13 protein-coding genes are annotated in these 19,761 nt (G+C 72.3%); 9 read left to right on the plus strand and 4 right to left on the minus strand.

Going from position 1 to position 19,761, the window contains the following annotated elements; all coding sequences use genetic code 11:
• Nucleotides 1-245 precede the first annotated feature (245 nt).
• Genes MUB56_RS05805 through MUB56_RS05825 form a run of 5 tightly spaced genes read left to right on the plus strand, consistent with a single transcriptional unit; the run spans nucleotide 246 to nucleotide 8,463 of the window.
• Nucleotides 246-632: an L-rhamnose mutarotase gene (locus MUB56_RS05805; RefSeq protein ID WP_244930957.1), complete on the plus strand. Its 387-nt coding sequence runs from the start codon at nucleotides 246-248 to the stop codon at nucleotides 630-632.
• A 7-nt stretch (nucleotides 633-639) separates the two neighbouring features.
• A complete protein-coding gene (rhaI, locus tag MUB56_RS05810) occupies nucleotides 640-1,827 on the plus strand; it encodes an L-rhamnose isomerase (protein ID WP_244930958.1) in 1,188 nt (395 codons plus the stop codon).
• A gap of 51 nt (nucleotides 1,828-1,878) precedes the next feature.
• Entirely contained in the window at nucleotides 1,879-3,930 is a 2,052-nt protein-coding gene (locus MUB56_RS05815; RefSeq protein WP_244930959.1) for a bifunctional aldolase/short-chain dehydrogenase, read from the plus strand.
• Nucleotides 3,927-5,426, plus strand: a complete 1,500-nt coding sequence (locus MUB56_RS05820; RefSeq protein WP_244930960.1) for a rhamnulokinase family protein — start codon at nucleotides 3,927-3,929, stop codon at nucleotides 5,424-5,426. The genes MUB56_RS05815 and MUB56_RS05820 overlap by 4 nt, the downstream gene beginning before the upstream one ends.
• A gap of 52 nt (nucleotides 5,427-5,478) precedes the next feature.
• Nucleotides 5,479-8,463 (plus strand): glycosyl hydrolase, encoded by a 2,985-nt coding sequence (locus MUB56_RS05825; RefSeq protein ID WP_244930961.1) that lies wholly within the window; start codon nucleotides 5,479-5,481, stop codon nucleotides 8,461-8,463.
• A 6-nt stretch (nucleotides 8,464-8,469) separates the two neighbouring features.
• Here MUB56_RS05825 and MUB56_RS05830 read toward each other — a convergent pair whose 3' ends face one another.
• From MUB56_RS05830 to MUB56_RS05840, 3 genes are all read right to left on the minus strand, one after another.
• The gene (locus tag MUB56_RS05830) at nucleotides 8,470-8,706 is read right to left on the minus strand and encodes a hypothetical protein (protein ID WP_244930962.1); all 237 of its coding nucleotides are present in this window, start codon (nucleotides 8,704-8,706) and stop codon (nucleotides 8,470-8,472) included.
• A 72-nt stretch (nucleotides 8,707-8,778) separates the two neighbouring features.
• Nucleotides 8,779-9,615: a sigma-70 family RNA polymerase sigma factor gene (locus MUB56_RS05835; RefSeq protein WP_244930963.1), complete on the minus strand. Its 837-nt coding sequence runs from the start codon at nucleotides 9,613-9,615 to the stop codon at nucleotides 8,779-8,781.
• Between the two features lie 97 nt (nucleotides 9,616-9,712).
• Nucleotides 9,713-10,399: an FCD domain-containing protein gene (locus MUB56_RS05840; RefSeq protein WP_244930964.1), complete on the minus strand. Its 687-nt coding sequence runs from the start codon at nucleotides 10,397-10,399 to the stop codon at nucleotides 9,713-9,715.
• Between the two features lie 118 nt (nucleotides 10,400-10,517).
• Here MUB56_RS05840 and MUB56_RS05845 point away from each other — a divergent pair, with 118 nt between their 5' ends.
• From MUB56_RS05845 to MUB56_RS05855, 3 genes are read left to right on the plus strand one after another with little or no spacing between them, the layout of a single operon-like run.
• Nucleotides 10,518-11,258, plus strand: coding sequence for a (Fe-S)-binding protein (locus MUB56_RS05845; RefSeq protein WP_244930965.1), 741 nt, complete (start codon nucleotides 10,518-10,520; stop codon nucleotides 11,256-11,258).
• Nucleotides 11,255-12,757, plus strand: a complete 1,503-nt coding sequence (locus MUB56_RS05850) for a lactate utilization protein B (RefSeq protein ID WP_244930966.1) — start codon at nucleotides 11,255-11,257, stop codon at nucleotides 12,755-12,757. Before MUB56_RS05845 ends, MUB56_RS05850 begins: the two co-directional genes overlap by 4 nt.
• Complete coding sequence (locus MUB56_RS05855) at nucleotides 12,754-13,353, plus strand: LUD domain-containing protein (RefSeq protein WP_244930967.1); 600 nt, start codon at nucleotides 12,754-12,756, stop codon at nucleotides 13,351-13,353. The genes MUB56_RS05850 and MUB56_RS05855 overlap by 4 nt, the downstream gene beginning before the upstream one ends.
• Nucleotides 13,354-13,471: 118 nt before the next feature.
• On the opposite strand, the gene MUB56_RS05860 is transcribed toward MUB56_RS05855, so the two are convergent.
• A complete protein-coding gene (locus MUB56_RS05860; protein ID WP_244930968.1) occupies nucleotides 13,472-13,669 on the minus strand; it encodes a helix-turn-helix domain-containing protein in 198 nt (65 codons plus the stop codon).
• A 265-nt stretch (nucleotides 13,670-13,934) separates the two neighbouring features.
• Here MUB56_RS05860 and MUB56_RS05865 point away from each other — a divergent pair, with 265 nt between their 5' ends.
• On the plus strand, nucleotides 13,935-19,736 hold the full coding sequence (locus tag MUB56_RS05865; RefSeq protein ID WP_244930969.1) for a family 78 glycoside hydrolase catalytic domain: 5,802 nt from the start codon (nucleotides 13,935-13,937) through the stop codon (nucleotides 19,734-19,736).
• The last annotated feature ends 25 nt before the right edge of the window (nucleotides 19,737-19,761 follow it).

Here is a 19,761-nt window from a genome sequence, read left to right on the forward strand (position 1 = left end):
CGATCGCCCAGGTCCGAGCCTGCGAGGACCTGACAAGTCGATCGGGTCGAGGAGGGTTGCGCAGACCTGAGCTCGCGAAGGGCTGCGCAACCCGTCTCGAAAACCCCATCAAGCGTCGAAGTCACACCGGCCAAGGGCCGACGTACCAGGCAACACCCGCTAGAACCCCCGGCCGGTCCTTCCTCCCCCCACGAGGGGCCGGCCGGGCCCCCAGCACTCCCGAGAACAACCGAAAGGCAGGAACCGTGCAACGCGTCTGCTTCCAGCTCCAGGTCCGTCCCGACCGGATGGCGGAGTACCGGCAGCGGCACGCGGCCGTGTGGCCCGACATGCTCGCGGCCCTGCACGAGACCGGCTGGCACAACTACTCGCTCTTCCTCCGCGACGACGGCCTGCTCATCGGCTACGTCGAGACCCCCGACCTCGCCGCTGCCCAGGCCGGCATGGCCGCCACCGAGGTCAACGCCCGGTGGCAGGCCGAGATGGCCGAGTTCTTCGTCGACCTCGACGGCGCTGCCCCCGACACCGGGTTCGTGCAGCTCCAGGAGGTCTTCCACCTCGAGGACCAGCTCGCCGCCCCTCAGGACTCCACGGCGACCCCACCCGCGGCCGCCCCGACCACCGAGAAGTGATGTCACGATGACGACGTTCGACCAGATCGCACCGCAGCTCGAGGGCCAGGCCATCGAGCTGCCCTCGTGGGCCTTCGGCAACTCCGGCACCCGGTTCAAGGTGTTCGGCACGCCCGGCACGCCCCGCTCCGTCGAGGAGAAGATCGCCGACGCCGCGACCGTGCACCGGTTCACCGGCCTCGCCCCCAAGGTCGCGCTCCACATCCCGTGGGACAAGGTCGACGACTACGCCGCGCTCCGGTCGTACGCCGGCGAGCAGGGCGTCGAGCTCGGCACCATCAACTCCAACACCTTCCAGGACGACGACTACAAGTTCGGCGCCCTGACGCACATCGACGCGAAGGTGCGCCAGAAGGCGATCGACCACCACTTCGAGTGCATCGACGTGATGGCCGCGACCGGCTCGCGCGACCTGAAGATCTGGCTCGCCGAGGGCTCCAACTACCCCGGTCAGGCCGACCTGCGCGGCCGCCAGGACCGTCTCCACGACTCGCTGTCGACGATCTACGAGCGGCTGCTGACGATCGGCGAGGAGCAGCGCCTGGTCCTGGAGTACAAGTTCTTCGAGCCGGCGTTCTACCACACCGACGTCCCGGACTGGGGTACGTCGTACGCCCAGGTGAGCGCGCTCGGCGACCGGGCCGCGGTCTGCCTGGACACCGGCCACCACGCGCCGGGCACCAACATCGAGTTCATCGTCATGCAGCTGCTGCGGCTGGGGAAGCTCGGCTCGTTCGACTTCAACAGCCGCTTCTACGCCGACGACGACCTGATCGTCGGCTCGGCGGACCCCTTCCAGCTGTTCCGGATCATGTTCGAGGTGATCCGCGGCGGCGGCTACGGGCCGGCCAACGAGAGCGGGCACAGCGAGGTCGCGTTCATGCTCGACCAGTGCCACAACGTCGAGGACAAGATCCCCGGCCAGATCCGCTCGGTCCTCAACGTCCAGGAGATGACGGCGCGTGCGCTGCTCGTCGACCGCGACGCCCTGACCGTCGCCCAGGCGGCCGGTGACGTCCTCGGCGCCCACGAGGTCTTCATGGACGCCTTCCAGACCGACGTCCGTCCCGACCTCGCCGCCTGGCGCGAGGGGCGCGGCCTGCCCGCCAGCCCGATGAAGGCGTACGCCGAGTCCGGCTACCAGCAGCAGATCGAGGAGTCCCGCGTCGGCGGGACCCAGCTGTCCTGGACCTGAGGCGCGAGCGTCCCTCGCACCTCGACCACCCGATTGGAATCGAAAGGCATCATGACCAACCCTGCTGCGGCCGAGCTGATCGCCCGGTCCAACCGCCTCGGCGCCGACCCCAAGAACACCAACTACGCGGGCGGCAACACCTCGGCGAAGGGCACCGAGACCGACCCGGTCACCGGTGAGCCCGTCGAGCTCCTCTGGGTCAAGGGCTCCGGGGGCGACCTCGGCACCCTGAAGGAGGCCGGCCTCGCCGTCCTCCGCCTGGACCGGATGCGCGCGCTGGTCGACGTCTACCCGGGCCTCGACCGCGAGGACGAGATGGTCGCGGCGTTCGACTACTGCCTGCACGGCAAGGGCGGTGCCGCGCCGTCGATCGACACCGCGATGCACGGCCTCGTCGACGCCGCGCACGTCGACCACCTGCACCCCGACTCCGGCATCGCGATCGCGACCGCCGCGGACGGCGAGCAGCTGACCGGCACGATCTTCGGCGACAAGGTGGTCTGGGTGCCGTGGCGTCGTCCCGGCTTCCAGCTCGGCCTCGACATCGCCGCGATCAAGGAGAAGAACCCGCAGGCCATCGGCTGCATCCTCGGCGGCCACGGCATCACCGCGTGGGGCGACACCAGCGCCGAGGCCGAGGCCAACTCGCTGTGGATCATCGACACCGCGGCGTCGTACATCGCGGAGAACTCGAAGGCCGAGCCCTTCGGCCCCGCCCTCGAGGGGTACGCCGCCCTGCCGGAGGCCGAGCGTCGCGCGAAGGCCGCTGCACTCGCGCCGACCATCCGCGGCATCGCGTCCGTCGACCGCCCGATGGTCGGCCACTTCGCCGACCACGACGTCGTCCTGGACTTCCTCGCCAGCAGCGAGCACCCGCGGCTGGCCGAGCTGGGCACCTCGTGCCCGGACCACTTCCTGCGCACCAAGGTCAAGCCGATGGTCCTCGACCTGCCGGCCTCCGCGAGCGTCGAGGACTCGATCGCCCGGCTCAAGGAGCTCGCGGTGTCGTACCGCGAGGACTACCAGGCCTACTACGACCGCAACGCGGTCCCGACGGGCTCGACCACCTCTTGGCCCGCGATCCGCGGCGCGGACCCGCTCATCGTGCTGGTCCCCGGCGTCGGCATGTTCAGCTTCGGCAAGGACAAGCAGACCGCGCGGGTGGCCGGTGAGTTCTACACCAACGCCATCAACGTGATGCGCGGCGCCGAGGGCCTCTCGACGTACGCCCCGATCGACGAGGCGGAGAAGTTCCGCATCGAGTACTGGGCGCTCGAGGAGGCCAAGCTCCAGCGGATGCCGAAGCCCAAGCCGCTCGCCACCCGGATCGCGCTGATCACCGGTGCCGCCGGCGGCATCGGCAAGGCCACCGCGAAGAAGCTCGCCGCCGAGGGCGCCTGCGTCGTCGTCGCCGACCTCTCGCTGGAGAAGGCCCAGGCCGCCGCCGCCGAGATCGGTGGCCCCGACGTCGCGATCGGCGTGGCCGCCGACGTGTCGAACGAGGCCGCCGTCCAGGCGATGGTCGACGCGACCGTGCTCGCCTTCGGCGGGCTCGACCTGGTCGTCAACAACGCCGGCCTGTCGCTGTCCAAGTCGCTCCTCGAGACCACCGAGGCCGACTGGGACCTGCAGCACAACGTGATGGCCAAGGGCTCGTTCCTGGTCTCCAAGGCCGCGGCCAAGGTGCTGATCGAGCAGGAGATGGGCGGCGACATCGTCTACATCTCCTCGAAGAACTCCGTCTTCGCCGGCCCGAACAACATCGCCTACTCCGCGACCAAGGCCGACCAGGCCCACCAGGTCCGGCTGCTCGCCGCCGAGCTCGGCGCGCACGGCGTCAAGGTCAACGGCGTGAACCCCGACGGCGTCGTCGCGGGCTCGGGCATCTTCGCCAGCGGCTGGGGGGCCAACCGCGCCGCGGTCTACGGCGTGGAGGAGAAGGACCTCGGCAAGTTCTACGCGCAGCGCACCATCCTCAAGCGCGAGGTGCTGCCGGAGAACATCGCCAACGCGGTGTTCGTGCTGTGCGGTCCCGAGATGACCCACACCACCGGCCTGCACGTGCCCGTGGACGCGGGCGTCGCCGCGGCGTTCCTGCGATGATCGCGGCCGCCCGGCCGGGATCGGCGGTGCGCGTCGCGGCCGTCGACCTCGGCGCGACCAGCGGTCGCATCATGGCCGGCCGGGTCGGCCCCCGCTCGCTGCACCTGGAGGAGCTGCACCGCTTCCCCAACGGCGGGGTGCGCGCCAACGGCTCGCTCTTCTGGGACGTGCTCGGCATCCACCGCGAGGTGCTGGCCGGCGTCCGCGAGGTGGCCCGCACCGGGCCGCTGCACGGCATCGGGATCGACTCGTGGGCGGTCGACTACGGCCTGCTCGACCGGGACGGCAACCTGCTCGGCAGCCCCTACAGCCACCGCGACTCCCGCACCGACGGAGTCTCGGCGCGGGTGCTGGAGAAGGTCGGCGCCGACGAGCTGTACGCCACGACCGGGCTGCAGAACCTGCCGTTCAACACGATCTACCAGCTCGCGGCCGCTCAGGGCACCGCGGCGCTGGAGTCGGCCCAGCAGCTGCTCCTGCTGCCGGACCTGCTCGGCTACTGGCTCACCGGCAAGATCGGCGCGGAGCGCACCAACGCCTCGACCACGGGCCTGTACGACGTGCGGACCCGCGAGTGGGCGGTCGACCTCGCCAAGCGGGTGGGCCTGCCGTGGGCGATCCTGCCGCCGCTGCGCGAGCCCGGCGACGTGATCGGGCCGGTGCTCGGCGAGGTGGCCGAGCAGCTGGGCGTCGACGCCGACGTACCCGTCGTCGCCGTGGGCTCCCACGACACCGCCTCGGCGGTCGTCGGGGTGCCGGCCGTGGAGGACGACTTCGCCTACATCTCCTCGGGCACCTGGTCGCTGGTCGGCCTGGAGCTGGAGAGGCCGGTGCTGTCGGAGGCCGCGCGGCTGGCCGACTTCACCAACGAGGGCGGCGTCGACGGCACGGTCCGGTTCCTGAAGAACGTGACGGGCCTGTGGGTGCTCTCCGAGTGCCTGCGCACTTGGTCGCACGAGCGGATCCGCGAGGCGAGCCTCGCGGCCGTGCTCGAAGGTGCCGACGAGGCGCCGCCGCTGCGCACGGTCGTCGACATCAACGACCCGCGGCTGCTGCCCCCCGGCACGGGTTCGATCGACGGCATGCCGTCGCGGATCCAGCAGCTGGCCGAGGAGGCGGGGGAGCCGATCCCGCGCACCCCCGTCGCCATCGCCCGCACGGTGCTCGACAGCCTCGCCCTGGCCTACCGCAAGCACCTGCGCACGGCCGCCGAGCTCGCCGGTCGGTCCCCGTCGGTGATCCACATCGTGGGCGGCGGCTCGCAGAACCACCTGCTCTGCCAGCTCACCGCCGACGCGGCCGGGATCCCCGTCCTGGCCGGTCCGTCGGAGGCGGCCGCGCTCGGGAACGTGCTCGTCCAGGCCCGCACGCTGGGTGCGCCGCTGCGCGACCTGGCGGCGATGCGGGACCTGGTGCGTCGTACCCACGAGCTGCACCGTTTCGAGCCCCGTCCCGGCACCGACTGGGACGCCGCGGAGGCCCGCGCGTCCCGCTGATCCACCCCGCACCACCCTCGGCTGAACTCACCCTCCACTCTCGGGAGCCCAGATGAACGACGTCCGACCGACCCCTCATCCCCTTCGTCGGCGGACGCTGTTCGGAGGAGCCGCCGCCGGCCTCGGTCTCGCAGCCGTGGCCGGCGCGGCTCCGGCGGGCGCCCACGGTCGCGGCCGGACCGGTGCCAAGGACCTGCTGCGGTCCTTCGCCCGGCCCGGCACCGCGACCGCGGCGGGCTTCCGGTGGTGGTGGCCCAACGGGCTGGTCGACCCGCGGGAGGTCGAGCGCGAGGTCGACCAGGTCGCCGACGCGGGCTTCGGCGTGCTGGAGATCGCGGACGTCACGCACAGCCTGAACGCCCGCGGGATCGAGATGGACCTCGCGCAGCACGGGTGGGGCACGCCGTCGTGGGTGCGCGGCGTCAAGGCCGCCCTCGCCCGCGGCGCCCGTCGCGACGTCCGCATCGACATCACGGTCGGGCCCTCGTGGCCCGCCGCGGTCCCCACCGTCACCCCCGACGACGACGCCGCCTGCACCGAGCTGGCCCACGGCCAGACCACGCTCGCCGCGGGGGCGACGTACGACGACGTCGTGCCCGCGCCCGTCATCGCCGCCGCAGCGACCAGCACCCGCCGCGAGCTGGTCGCCGTGCAGGCCTACCGCGACCTCGGCACGGTCAAGGCGATCACCACGCTCGACCCGGCCTCGCGCGTCGACCTCACCGACCGGGTCCGCGACGGCCGGCTGACCTGGACGGCCCCGGCCGACGGCGCCTGGGTGCTGCTGTCGTACTGGCGCCGCGGCTCCGCGCAGGAGCCCGAGGCGGGGCCGCACACCGACCCGCCGTCGTACGTCGTCGACCACTTCAGCGCCGCCGGCTCCGCCGCCGTCGTCGACCTGTGGGAGGACCGGATCCTCGACCGCGAGCTGCGCCGGCTGCTGAGGAAGGCCGGCGGCCACCTCTTCGAGGACTCCCTCGAGATCGAGACCGACGCGACCATCTGGACGCCGCTGATGCTCGCCGAGTTCGAGCAGCGGGCCGGCTACGACCTGCTGCCGTTCCTGCCGGTCGTCGTCGAGGCGCACGAGAAGTACCTCTTCGCCTTCGACGCCGTCACCACCACCCGGGTCCGCGACGACTTCAACCAGGTGCTGAGCGACCTCTACCGCGACCACCACCTGCTGCCGATCCAGCGCTTCGCGCGCTCGCTCGGGATGGGCCTGCGCGTGCAGCCGTACGGACTGGAGACCGACACCGTCGAGCACGCCGCGCTGCTCGACGTGCCGGAGACCGAGTCGCTCGGCTTCAAGAACCTGGACGACTACCGGGTGATGTCCGGGGGCCGCGACCTCGCCGGCCACACGCTCCTGTCCTGCGAGGCCGCCTGCTACAACGGCGCCGCCTACAACACGACCTGGGACCGCGCGCTCCAGACGCTGAACAGCATCTTCGCGGCCGGCGTGAACCAGTGCGTGCTGCACGGCTTCGCGTACGCCGACGCCCCGGATGTCACCTGGCCCGGCTTCGCCGCCTTCTCGCCGTACTACAACGGGGCGATCGGGTACGGCGAGGCCTGGGGCCCGCGGACCCCTCAGTGGCGGCACATGCCCGACATCGCCGGCTACCTCGCCCGCACGCAGCTGGTCCTGCAGACCGGCACCCCGAAGCACGACATCGTCTTCCTGCGCCAGAAGGGCTGGACCTCCACCGGCATCGGCGCGCCCTGGGCGACCAACGTCGGCATCCCGACCGGCTGGACGCACTCGTTCGCCACGCCGGCGCTGCTCGACCTGCCGCTGGCGCGGGTGCAGGGCGGGCGGTTCGCGCCGGACGGGCCGGCGTACCAGGTCATGGTGATCGGCCCGGACCAGTTCCGCGGTGCCGAGCGGACGATGGCCGTGGCCACCGCCCGGAAGGTGCTGTCGCTCGGTCGGGCGGGTCTGCCGGTCGTGCTGCTCGGTGACTGGTCCACGGTGGAGCCGGTGGGCCTGGCGCAGCCGGGGGAGACCGCGACGCTGCGCTCCCTGCTGGCCGCGCTCGCGGCGCTGCCGACCACTCGCTCCGTGCTGACGGACGTCGAGCTGCCGACCGCCTTCGCCGCGCTCGGCGTCACGCCCGCCGTGACGCACGAGACCTCGACCGTCATGCACCTGCGCCGCGTCGAGGGCGACACCGACCTCTACTACCTGGCCAACGCCAAGCACGCGGAGAACCGCAAGCTGGTCCGGGTGACCCAGGACGTCTGGCTCTCCGCCACCGACCGCTCGTCGGTGCCCTACCTGCTCGACGCGTGGACCGGCACGGTCACGCCGGTCGCGGCCTACGAGCGGGACGGCGATCGCGTGCGGGTCACCGTCGACCTGCTGCCCGGCCAGTCGACCGTGGTCGCGCTGACGGCTCCTGCCCGAGGCGACCGCACCCCGGCGGTCGTCGCGTCGACCGGCACGGTCCGCCGGGACGGATCACGGGTGGTCCTGCGGGCGACCGCGGCGGGCGCGCACAGCGTCACGCTGGCGTCGGGACGGGTGGTGCGTACCTCGGTCGATCGCGTCCGCGAGCCCGTCGTACCCGCGTCGTGGGAGCTCGCCCTCGAGGACTGGCAGCCCGGGTCGACCGCGTCGACCACGGTGCGGCCGGTCCGTCGGACGACCCTCACGACGCTGGCGCCCTGGTCGCAGCTCCCGGGCCTCGAGGACGTCTCCGGGGTCGGCCGCTATCGCACCGTCCTCGACCTCGGCCGCGACTGGACCGACGACGACGGCGCGCTGCTGGAGCTCGGGGAGGTCAACGACACCTTCCGGGTCACGGTCAACGGCGACCGGCTGCCGCCGTGCGACGTGCTCGGGACGACCGTCGACCTCGGCCGCCGGCTGCGCCGGGGCCGCAACGTCATCGAGGTCGAGGTGGCCTCCACGCTGCTGAACCGGCTGCGCACGGTCACCCCCGAGGTGTACGGCGTCGCCGCCCGCCAGGCGTACGGGCTGGTCGGTCCGGTCCGGCTGGTGCCGTACGCCGAGCGGTCGCTGCGGGTCTGAGGGACCTCAGTCCTCGGGGAGGTCGGCGAAGGCCCGCTTGGTGTCGTTGTACCAGCCCATCGACTTCTTGGGGTGCCGCCAGCGGCTCTTCATGGCGTTGCGGGCCTCCTGGTGGGTGGCGTCGCCGGCCTTCTCCCTCTCCTTGAGGTGGCGGTCCTGGGCGTTGATGACGTCGTCGGCGCTCTCCCCGTGGTGCCCGAGGTCGCAGGGCCCTCCGAGGGCTCGGCAGGTCATGGTCTTCATGGTGTCTCCTTCTTCGGATGTGGTTGCTGCTTCTGAGGTGCTGACGATCGGGACGTGCAGGGTGTGACCGGGTCAGCCGCGCGGCCGCCCGCCGTCGCGCCGTACGACCTGCGCGAGCAGCTCGGGCGCGGCTCGGAAGGTGATGCCCTGCACGAGTCCGTCGCCGACGGTGAAGTCGAAGAGGACCTTGGCCGCGCCGAGGTGGAACCAGGCGGACCCGGGCCGGTCGCCGACGAAGACCGGGAGCGCGGAGGTGGCGCTGCCGTTGAAGAACGTCGCCACCTCGTCGCGGCCGTCGAGCTGCCGGGGGGTGCCGACCAGGACGGCGGCGTCGTCGGCCGTCACGGCGGCATCCGGGGCGAGGAGGCGCAGCAGCTGCTCGAAGTCGCCGTTCCGGGCCGCGGCCATGAACGCGTCGACCACCTCCCAGTCGGCGAGCCGGTCCTCGGGATGCGGCTGGGTGACCTTGGCCCGGGCCCGGGAGGCCAGCTTGCGCGCGGCCACCGGAGTCGTGTCGAGGAGCGCCGCGATCGTCGGGAACTCGAAGCCGAAGCTGTCGTGGAGCACGAAGGCGATGCGCTCGCGCGGGGCGAGCCGGTCCAGCACGACGTTCAGGGCGAGACCGACCGTATCGGCGAGTGCCACGTCGTCCGCGGGATCGGCGACCGTCTCCTCGGGCTCGACCTCCTCCACGGGGACAGGGGTCCGCGAGCGCAGCCGGTCGAGGCAGAGCCGGGTGGTCACGGTCGTCAGCCAAGCCGGCAGGCTGTCGATCTCGGCGTCCGTCCCGTGCAGCCGCAGCCACGCCTGCTGCACGACGTCCTCGGCCTCGGCGTGGTCGCCGAGCACCCGGCTCGCGATCCCCACCAGGCGCGGTCGCTCGGCCTCGAAGATGTCTGTCTGGTCCACGGTCTCCACCCTTCCATCCCTGCGTCTCACCCTGCTGACGACTGAGCGGGAGGGAGTGTGACCGCGTCTCCTCGACGACCTCGGCCCGGGCGGGGCGCTACGGCGCGAGCAGCCGCCGAGCCGAGTGGATGTGCGCCTCCATCAGCTCCGCCGCGCGGACCTGGTCGCCGGCGGCGATGGCGTCGTGGATCGCCCGGTGCTCGGCACACAGCCGGGTGCGGACCTCGGGCCACCGCTCGCCGAGCTGCTCGAGCTCGCGCAGGATGGGCAGCCGCATCGCCTCGCGGATCGCGATCGTCATGTCGGCGACCAGACGGTTGCCGCCGGCCTCGGCGATCGCGATGTGGAAGGCCGTGTCGAGGTCGTTGAACTCGTGCCGGTCCGGCTCGCCCGACATCGCCTCGAGGGGTTCGGCGACCGCGGCCAGCGCCTCGGCCGAGGCGTGCGCGGCGGCCAACCCGGCGCTGGAGCGCTCCAGCATCACCCGGGCGGCGACCACGTCGTCCATCGCGAAGTTGGCCAGCGCGACGTGCAGGCGCAGCACCCGGGTCAGGGCCTCCGACGGCAGCGCGGAGACGACGGTGCCGGCGTCCGGGCCCGAGCCGACCCCGGAGCGTACGACGCCCTGCGCCTCCAGGGTCCGCATCGCCTCCCGGACCGCGGCCCGCGACACCTGCAGCTGCACGGCGAGGTCACGCTCGGCGGGCAGCCGGTCCCCGACCTTGAGGGTGCCGGCCAGGATCTGCCCCTCGACCCGCTCCACGACCTGCTTGTAGGCGCGCACCCCGGTCTCCTCGCGACGCTCGTCGTACGCCGGTGTTTGACGGCGCAGCGGGCCCCAGCCTATCGTCGGAACCTGTGGTCAGACCACAGGATGCCCCAAGTTCTGGAGGAGAGGTCGGATGCGCGTCGCGTTGATGGTCACCTGCGTCAACGACGCGATGTTCCCCGAGACGGGGAAGGCCGTCGTGACCCTGCTGCGCCGGCTCGGGGTGGACGTGGAGTTCCCGGCCGCACAGACCTGCTGCGCCCAGCCGATGGTCAACACCGGCTACCTCGACGAGGCGGTGCCGGTGGTGCGCACCTTCGTCGACGCGTTCGAGGGGTACGACGCCATCGTCACGCCGTCCGGCTCGTGCGCCGGCTCGGCCCGGCACCAGCACGGGATCGTCGCCCGGAGATCGGGTGACCCGGCCCTGGTCGCCGCCGTCGCCGAGACCGCGCCGAAGACCTACGAGCTGACCGAGTTCCTCGTCGACGTCCTGGGCGTCACCGACGTGGGCGCGTACTTCCCGCACCGGGTGACCTACCACCCGACCTGCCACTCGCTGCGGATGCTCGGCGTCGGCGACCGGCCCCGACGGCTGCTGGAGCAGGTGCGCGGGATCCGGCTGGCCGACCTGCCGGCGGCCGAGGAGTGCTGCGGCTTCGGCGGCACCTTCGCCGTGAAGAATGCCGACACCTCGATCGCGATGGGCGCCGACAAGGCCCGCCACGTCCGCGAGACCGGCGCCGAGGTGCTGGTCGCGGGCGACAACTCCTGCCTGATGCACATCGGCGGGGTGCTGTCGCGGGAGCGGTCCGGCGTACGCGTGATGCACCTGGCCGAGATCCTGGCCTCGACCGAGGGAGCCTCCGCATGAGCGGCACGTTCGTGGGCATGCCGGCCTTCCCGGAGGCGGCGCGCGCGGCGCTGGGCAACACCCAGCTGCGGCACAACATGGCCCACGCCACCGGCGTCATCCGGGCCAAGCGACTGCGGCTGGTCGAGGAGGTCGAGGAGTCCATGCCGTCGGGCAGCGGGTGGGAGGACCTCCGGCTCGCCGGCGCCGGCGTCAAGGACCGCGCGCTGCGCGACCTGGAGAGCAACCTCGTGCAGCTCGAGGCCGCACTGACCGCGGCCGGCGCGACCGTGCACTGGGCGCGCGACGCGGCCGAGGCGAACGCCATCGTCGTCGCGGTGGCCAAGAAGCACGCGGTCGAGGAGGTCGTGAAGGTCAAGTCGATGGTCACCGCCGAGATCGGCCTCAACGAGGCCCTCGAGGCGGAGGGCATCAGTGCCTGGGAGACCGACCTCGCCGAGATCATCGTGCAGCTGGGCCACGACCTGCCGAGCCACATCCTGGTGCCGGCGATCCACCGCAACCGGGCCGAGATCCGCGAGATCTTCCTGCGTGAGATGGGCAAGGTCGGCCGGCCCGCCCCGGCCGACCTCACCGACGAGCCGGCCGCGCTGGCGGGGGCCGCGCGCGAGCACCTGCGCGAGAAGTTCCTGCGCGCCAAGGTCGCCGTCTCCGGCGCGAACTTCGCCGTCGCCGAGACCGGCACCCTGGTCGTCGTCGAGTCCGAGGGCAACGGCCGGATGTGCCTGACCCTGCCGGAGGTGCTCGTCTCCGTGGTCGGCATCGAGAAGGTCGTCCCCACCTGGGCCGAGCTGGACCCGCTGCTCCGGCTGCTGCCGCGCTCCTCCACCGGCGAGCGGATGAATCCGTACACGTCGACCTGGACCGGTGTCACCCCCGGCGACGGACCTCAGGAGGTGCACGTCGTACTCCTCGACAACGGCCGCACCCGTGCGCTCGCCGACGACGTCGGCCGGCAGGCGCTGCGCTGCATCCGCTGCTCGGCCTGCCTCAACGTGTGCCCGGTCTACGAGCGCACCGGCGGGCACGCCTACGGCTCGGTCTACCCCGGCCCGATCGGCGCGATCCTCAACCCCCTGCTGAAGGGCACCGGCGACGCACAGACCGACTCGCTGCCGTACGCCTCCTCGCTCTGCGGGGCCTGCTTCGAGGCCTGCCCGGTGCGCATCGACATCCCCGAGGTGCTGGTCCACCTGCGCGCGAAGGTCGTCGACGGGCACCGCGACGACGCCGTCCCGAAGCTGGAGGCGGTCGCGTTCAAGGGGGCGGCGTACGCCCTCGGCGACGCGCGGCGTCTCGCCTGGGCCGAGCGGGCGTCCGGCCTGGCCGGGCGGGTGATCGGCCGCTTCGGTCGTACGACGCTGCCTGGCGGCCGACCGGCCGCCGGCCGGATCCCCGGGCCCGGCGCCGCGAAGTGGACCGGCGCGCGGGACCTGCCCGCGCCACCCGCGGAGTCCTTCCGCGCGTGGTGGAAGCGCACCGACGGAGGACGCCGATGACCACCGCCCGCGAGGAGATCCTGGGCCGGGTCCGCGCCGCCCTGGCCGACGTGGAGCCCGACCGCGAGCCGGTCGAGTCGCCGCGGCTCGCCGTACGCCCGGCGGCGGAGGTCGTCGAGCTGTTCGCCGAGCGGGTCGCGGACTACCGCGCGATCGTGGAGCGCTGCACGCCCGCGGACCTCGCGTCGGTCGTCGCCGCCGCGGTGCCGTCCGGAGCGACGGTCGTCGTGCCCGCGGGCCTCTCGGTCGCCGTCGAGGGTGCGACCGTCGACGACGGCACCCTGAGCGCCCATGACCTCGACGCCATCGACGTGGTCGTCACCGATGCCCGGGTCGGCATCGCCGAGACCGGCACCATCGTGCTCGACCACACCGCTGGCCAGGGCCGCCGCGCGATCACCCTGGTCCCGGACCGGCACGTGTGCATCGTCCGCGCCGACCAGGTGGTCGCCGACGTCCCCGACGCCGTCGTCGTCCTCGACCCCGCCCGCCCGCTGACCTGGATCAGTGGCCCGTCGGCCACCAGCGACATCGAGCTCGACCGGGTCGAGGGCGTCCACGGCCCGCGCACCCTGCACGTGATCGTGGTCGCCTGAGGGCCCACCCGGTCGCCGCTGTAACGCGGTGTCCACGGGCCTGGTGCGGTGCTGCGGCACCGCACCAGGCGGTCGAACACCGCGTTACAGCCGGGCGGGGCGCTGACCGCCGGTCTGCTCAGACCAGGCCGATCCGGACCGCGCGGACGAGGACCTGCATGTTGTTCTCGAGCTCCCACTGCCGGCGCAGCGCCTGGAGTCGCCGGTTCAGGGTGCTCTCCGAGACGTTGCAGGCCGCTGCCGCCTCGGCGGCCGTCGCGCCGTCGGCGATCAGGGCCAGGATCCGGAGCGTGAGCTCGTCGGGGCGGTCCGGCACGGCGACTCCTCATCCAATGGGATGTAACGATTCAGCAGACTGCCCGGATTGTGGCAGTCGTCACGCCTGGTTGGGAAGTCGGTCTCCTTCCTGGAATCTGGCGCGATGGCCGCGTGGGCCACCGTGACAGAACTCCGTCAACCTGGAGAGATCCCTAGCGGCGGAACCATGCACTGTGAAACGGTTCACTAATGTCGTGACTGCCGTCACGTCATCCGGCGCCGCTCCGGCGGGCGCCCCGGGCACGAGGGATGGGAACGACGCAGTGACACGAGTTCTGACAGACACGGTGCGGGTCCGCACCTCGGCGCTGGCCGTGCTGGCCCTGGTGGGCGGCCTCGGCGCCGTCGTACCGGCCACGGCGTATGCGGCACCGGCTCTTCCGGCCACCGCCGCGGCCGAGGCAGCGAGCGTGCAGGTGACGGGCCTGACGACGAACGGGCGGGTCGACCCCCTGGGGATCCCCGGCGGCGCGCCGAGCCTGGGCTGGAAGGCCGCCTCGTCGGCCCGCGGCGTGGTGCAGAGCGCCTACCAGGTCCGGGTCGCGAGCAGCGACGACGCGCTCGAGTCCGCGGACGTGTGGGACTCCGGCAAGGTCGACTCGGCCCGCCAGGTCGACGTCCAGTACGACGGGCCCGCCCTGACCTCGCAGACCCGGTACGTGTGGCAGGTCCGGACCTGGGACGGCGCCGACACCGCCTCGGCGTGGAGCGAGCCCGCGTCGTTCGAGACCGGCATGCTGGACGCCTCCGACTGGGGTGACGCGGACTGGATCGGTGCTCACGCCGATGCCGAGCTGGACCGCTGGCGCGACTACACCGCCGACATCGACTTCACCCTCGACAACCTCGCCCTCGGGGTCTACGTCCGCGCGGCAGATCTCAACAACGCCTACATGTGGCAGCTGAGCGTCGCCGACGGCACTCCCCGCTTCCGTCCGCACCGCAAGGTCAACGGGGGCTACTCCCTGATCGGCAACGTCGACATCTCGTCGGTCATCTCGGCCCAGGCGCTCCGCACGGGCTCGCACACCCTCAGCGTCACCGTCGCCGGGTCGAGCATCGTGACGAAGCTGGACGGCACCACCATCGACACCCGGACCGACGCGACGATCGCGCGCGGCTTCGTGGGCTTCCGCTCCGACCTGGCCACGGAGGGTCCGGAGACGTCGACCATCCATGCGGTGCGGGTCACCGACAGTGCGGGCGCGACACTGCTGGACACCGACTTCTCGGACGGCAACCCGTTCACCGGCGGCACGATCGTCGACGGGGGCCTCCGCTTCAACGGGCGCGTCGACGCCCTCTGGCGCGCGCCCGTCCAGAACCTCCCGCTGCTGCGCACCGAGTTCGAGACCGCAGCCGGCAAGGCGGTGGCCCGGGCCCGGGTGTACGCCACCGCGCGCGGCGTCTACGAACTGCGCCTCAACGGCCGGGCCGTCGGCGACCAGCACCTGGCCCCCGGCTGGACCGACTACCAGGACCGCATCCAGCACCAGACCTACGACGTGACGGACCTGGTGGAGGACGGTGCCAACGCCTTCGGTGCCGAGCTCGGCAGCGGTTGGTGGTCCGGTCGCGTGGCCCACCTGCAGACCCGCAACTACGGCGACGAGAACTCCCTCCTGGCGCGGCTGCGGATCGACTACACCGACGGCACCTCGGAGTGGATCGACACCGACGACTCCGGCTGGACCACGCAGTCGGGTCCCTACGTCCAGGCCGACAACATCGACGGCGAGTCGTACGACGCGCGCTCGGCCCGGACCGGCTGGGACACCATCGGGTACGACGACGGCGGCTGGGTCACGAGCGACGCCAAGGACTCGGCTACCGACCTGGTGGTGCCGCAGCCCGACGAGCCGGTGCGCACCACCCAGGAGCTCCCGACCATCGATCGCACCGAGCCCGCTGCGGGCCGCCACGTCTACGACGTCGGCCAGAACATGGTCGGTGTCGCCCGGATGGTGCTGACCGGCAAGGCCGGCGACACGGTGACCATCCGCTACGCGGAGGAGCTCAACCGCGACGGGACTCCGTACTACGCCAACCTCCGCTCCGCGAAGGTCACCGACACCTACACCTTCGCTGAGGACGGGACCGTCACCTACGAGCCGACCTTCTCCCAGCACGGCTTCCGCTATGTCGAGATCGCGGGCGCGCAGGTCACGCCCGCGGCTGCCGACGTGACCGGTGTCGTGTGGGGCTCGGACCTGACGGCCACCGGTGACCTCGAGACGTCCGACCCGATGCTCAACCAGCTGCTGAGCAACATCTCGTGGGGGCAGCGGGGCAACTTCCTGTCCGTCCCGACCGACACCCCGGCGCGCGACGAGCGGCTGGGCTGGTCGGGCGACATCAACGTCTTCGCGCCCACCGCGAGCTACCTGCGCGACACCCGGGCGTTCCTGTCCAAGTGGATGGCCGACATGCGCGACACCCAGGAGGCCAACGGCGACTACCAGGGCGTCGCGCCCACCACGCCGAACTTCAAGGCCGGGACCGGCACGGGCTGGTCCGATGCAGGCATCACCGTCCCGCACGCCGTGTGGCGGTCCACCGGAGACGCCTCGATCGTGCGGGAGTACTGGGACGACATGACCCGGTTCTACGACCTGCTGCGCACCAGCGCCGGGGCGGACCTCATCGAGTCCGGCCGCGGTACCTGGGGGGACTGGCTCAACCTCGACGACCCGACCCCCACCAGCGTGCTGAGCACGGCGTACTTCGCCGAGGACGCGCGGATGATGTCCGAGATGGCGGCCGCCATCGGCGAGGACGCCCAGGCGGAGGACTACGCCGCGCTCTCGACCGCGATCCGCGCGGCGTTCACCGACGCGCTCGTGGACTCCGACGGCACGGTCAGCGGCAACAGCCAGGCCGGTTACGCGATGGCGCTCGGCATGGACCTCGTGGACGATTCCGAGCTGCGGGAGAAGGTCGGCGCCAAGTTCGTCGCCAAGCTCGCGCGCAGCGACAACCACCTCACCACCGGCTTCCTCGGCACGCCGTGGCTGCTTCCGGCGCTGAGCAGCATCGGCCGCGACGACCTGGCCTACGCAATGCTGCTGCACGAGGACTACCCCTCGTGGGGCTACGAGGTCGCGAAGGGCGCCACCACGATGTGGGAGCGTTGGAACACGATCATGCCGAATGGCGAGTTCGGTCCGGTCGACATGAACTCCTTCAACCACTACGCCTACGGCGCGGTCGGTGACTGGATGTACCAGAACATCGGCGGCATCACCGCGCTCGAGGCGGGCTACAAGAAGATCCGAGTGGCCCCGGTCGTCGGCGGCGGGCTCACCCGGGGCAGTGGCGACTACGCCTCGGTCTACGGGCCGATCGGTACCGACTGGACGCTCGACGGCGAGGACCTCGATCTGCGCGTCGATGTCCCGGTCAACACCACTGCCGAGGTCGTGCTCCCCGCGGAGAACACCTACTCGGTCACCGAGGGCGGCGCGCTGCTCACCGGCGTCGACGGCGTCACCGGCGCCACCGACGACGGGGACACCGTCACCGTCACGGTCGGGTCGGGCAGCTACGACTTCGCGGTCACGTCGGGGAATGCCCTGATGGGCGCGATCCTGGAGGACCTCGACGCGCTGCAGGCCCACGTGGCCGACCTCGACGAGGCCGGCGACCTGGAGGCTGCGGACCGCGAGCACCTCGACGCCGCGGTCGACGCGATCGGCGACGACGTGAGCGCCGCGCTGCTCGCGGCGATCGAGGGCGACGGCGCCACGGTGACCGCGTCGCTGGAGTCGGCCCTGGCCGACGTCCGCGCACTCGGCACCTGGGTCGCCGGGTCCGGCATCGCCGCCGAGGTCCGCACGGACCTGGGCAACCGGATCGCCGCGATCGAGGCCAAGCTGGTGACCGCGGTGACCGAGTCGATGGGGGTCACCGTGACCCTCCCGCCGGTCAGCGCCCCCGTCCTCCCGGGCGGCACCGTCACCGGCACCATCGAGGTGACCAACGACGGGACCACCGCCCTGACCGGCCTCGAGGGCACGGTCACGGTCGACGGCCTCGGCGAGGCGACCGCATCGCTCGCCTCGGTCCCGGCCGGCGGCTCCGTCCAGCTCCCGGTGTCCCTGACCGCCTCACGGCAGCAGGACCCGGGTGCGTACGACGCCGTACTCTCCCTCGACCTGGTCGTGGACGGGGAGCCGTACACGATCACCACCACCACGCCCGACTGGGTCACCGTGACCTCCGGGCTCGCGGTCGGCACCGTGACGGCCGCCGTCGACGGTGACGACCCGAGCGACCACGCGACGGTCACGGTGCCGGTGAGCAACACCGGCTCGGCCGCCGTTCGCGCCCACGTGGCGCTGACCCTGCCCGCCGGCTGGCGCTCGGTGTCCTCGGCCGACGTCCTGATCCCCGCCGGGGAGAGTGTCGACGTCGACGTCCCGGTCGTGGTCCCGCTCGACCTGGTCGGAGGAGCGGTCCCGGTCACGGTCGACGTACGACGGGGCGGCGTCAGCCTGGTCTCCTCGGAGGCCACGGTGAGCGTCGACCTGCCCCGTCCGCCGGCGGCGTTCGTCGACCACGTCGACTTCGGCGACCCGGGCTCGGAGAACGCGCACGGCATCCTGGCGTCCTCGAGCAGCGGCACCAACACCGAGGCGGGGTTGACCCGGCGCTACGCGCACTCGAACTTCCCCGGTTCGTGGTACTCGGTGACGGTGGACGTCCCGCAGGGTGAGCCGTTCATCCTCCGCAACGTCGAGACCTTCGACGCGGCGCGGTCCAAGAAGTACGACGTGTTCGTCGACGGCGTCCGCGTCAAGACGCAGCTGGTGCCGCGCACCGAGGGCGGCCAGGGGATCAAGGTGTACGACGCCCTGGTCGACGACCCGGCCGTGCTGGAGAACGACGGCAACGTGCGGATCAGGTACGAGTACCCGCTCGACGCCGCCGGCTTCCACGACCCGTCGATCGCCGACACGTGGGTCCTGGAGGTCCCGGGCGACACGCAGGCTCCCGACGTCTCCGCGACGGTCGTCGCGGGCACGCCCGGCGACGACGGCTGGTACCGCTCGGACGTCGAGGTCGCCGTGAGCGCCCAGGACAACCGGGACGCCACGCCCGTCGTCGAGACCGGCGCCGGTGCGGGCTGGACGTCGTACGACGGTCCGGTCGCGGTCACCGGCGAGGGCGAGCACGAGCTGACCTACCGGGCCACCGACGAGGCCGGCAACGGCTCGGGCCCCCGGACCCTGAAGGTCGGCATCGACACCGTGGCGCCGGCGACGGCGCTGACGGCGACTCGCGGGGCGGGGGTCGAGGGCGCGGACTCCGCCACCCTGGCCTTCGCCGCGACGGACGCCACCAGCGGCGTGGGGTCGACGGTCTACCGGATCGACGGTGGTGCCTGGGCGACGGTCGGCGAGCAGCCGATCACGCTCCAGGGCTTCGGCGACCACACGGTCGACTTCGCCTCCACGGACCGGGCCGGCAACGTCGAGCCGATGCGGCACGAGACGGTCAGCCTGGCCGACGTCGACACGGTCACCGCGATCGTGGCGCCGCAGGTCACGGGGACCGCGAGGCCGGCGGCGACCCTGAGTGCGACCACCGGCTCGTGGAACACCAAGGGCCTGTCGTTCGCCTACCAGTGGCTGCGCGACGGCTCGGCGATCGGCGGGGCGACGGCGGCGTCGTACCGGGTGGGCACGGCCGACATCGGCACGCGGCTCTCGGTGCGGGTGACCGCGACCAAGGCCGGCAAGGCGCCCGGCGTGGCGACCTCCACGGCCACCGCACCGGTGGCCAAGGTGGGCTCGCGGACCAAGGTCAGCGTGAACCGGGCCAAGGTGGGCAAGGGCAAGCCGGTCCGGGTCACCACAGTCGTGACGTCCTCCCCGAGGGCGACCGGCAAGGTCGTGGTCCGGGTCGACGGCAAGATCGTGAAGCGGGTCGTCCTGCGCAACGGCCGGGCGGTCGTCACGGTCAAGATCCGCCGGGCCGGCAAGCACCGGATCACCGCTGCCTACCTCGGCTCGGCCACGGTGGCCGCGTCGTCCTCGAAGGCGCGGGTGATCCGCGTCCGCTGAGCCTGACCCTGCGCCGGCGCCCGTC

The sequence above is a fragment of the Nocardioides sp. W7 genome (assembly GCF_022919075.1).
Classification (GTDB): domain Bacteria; phylum Actinomycetota; class Actinomycetes; order Propionibacteriales; family Nocardioidaceae; genus Nocardioides.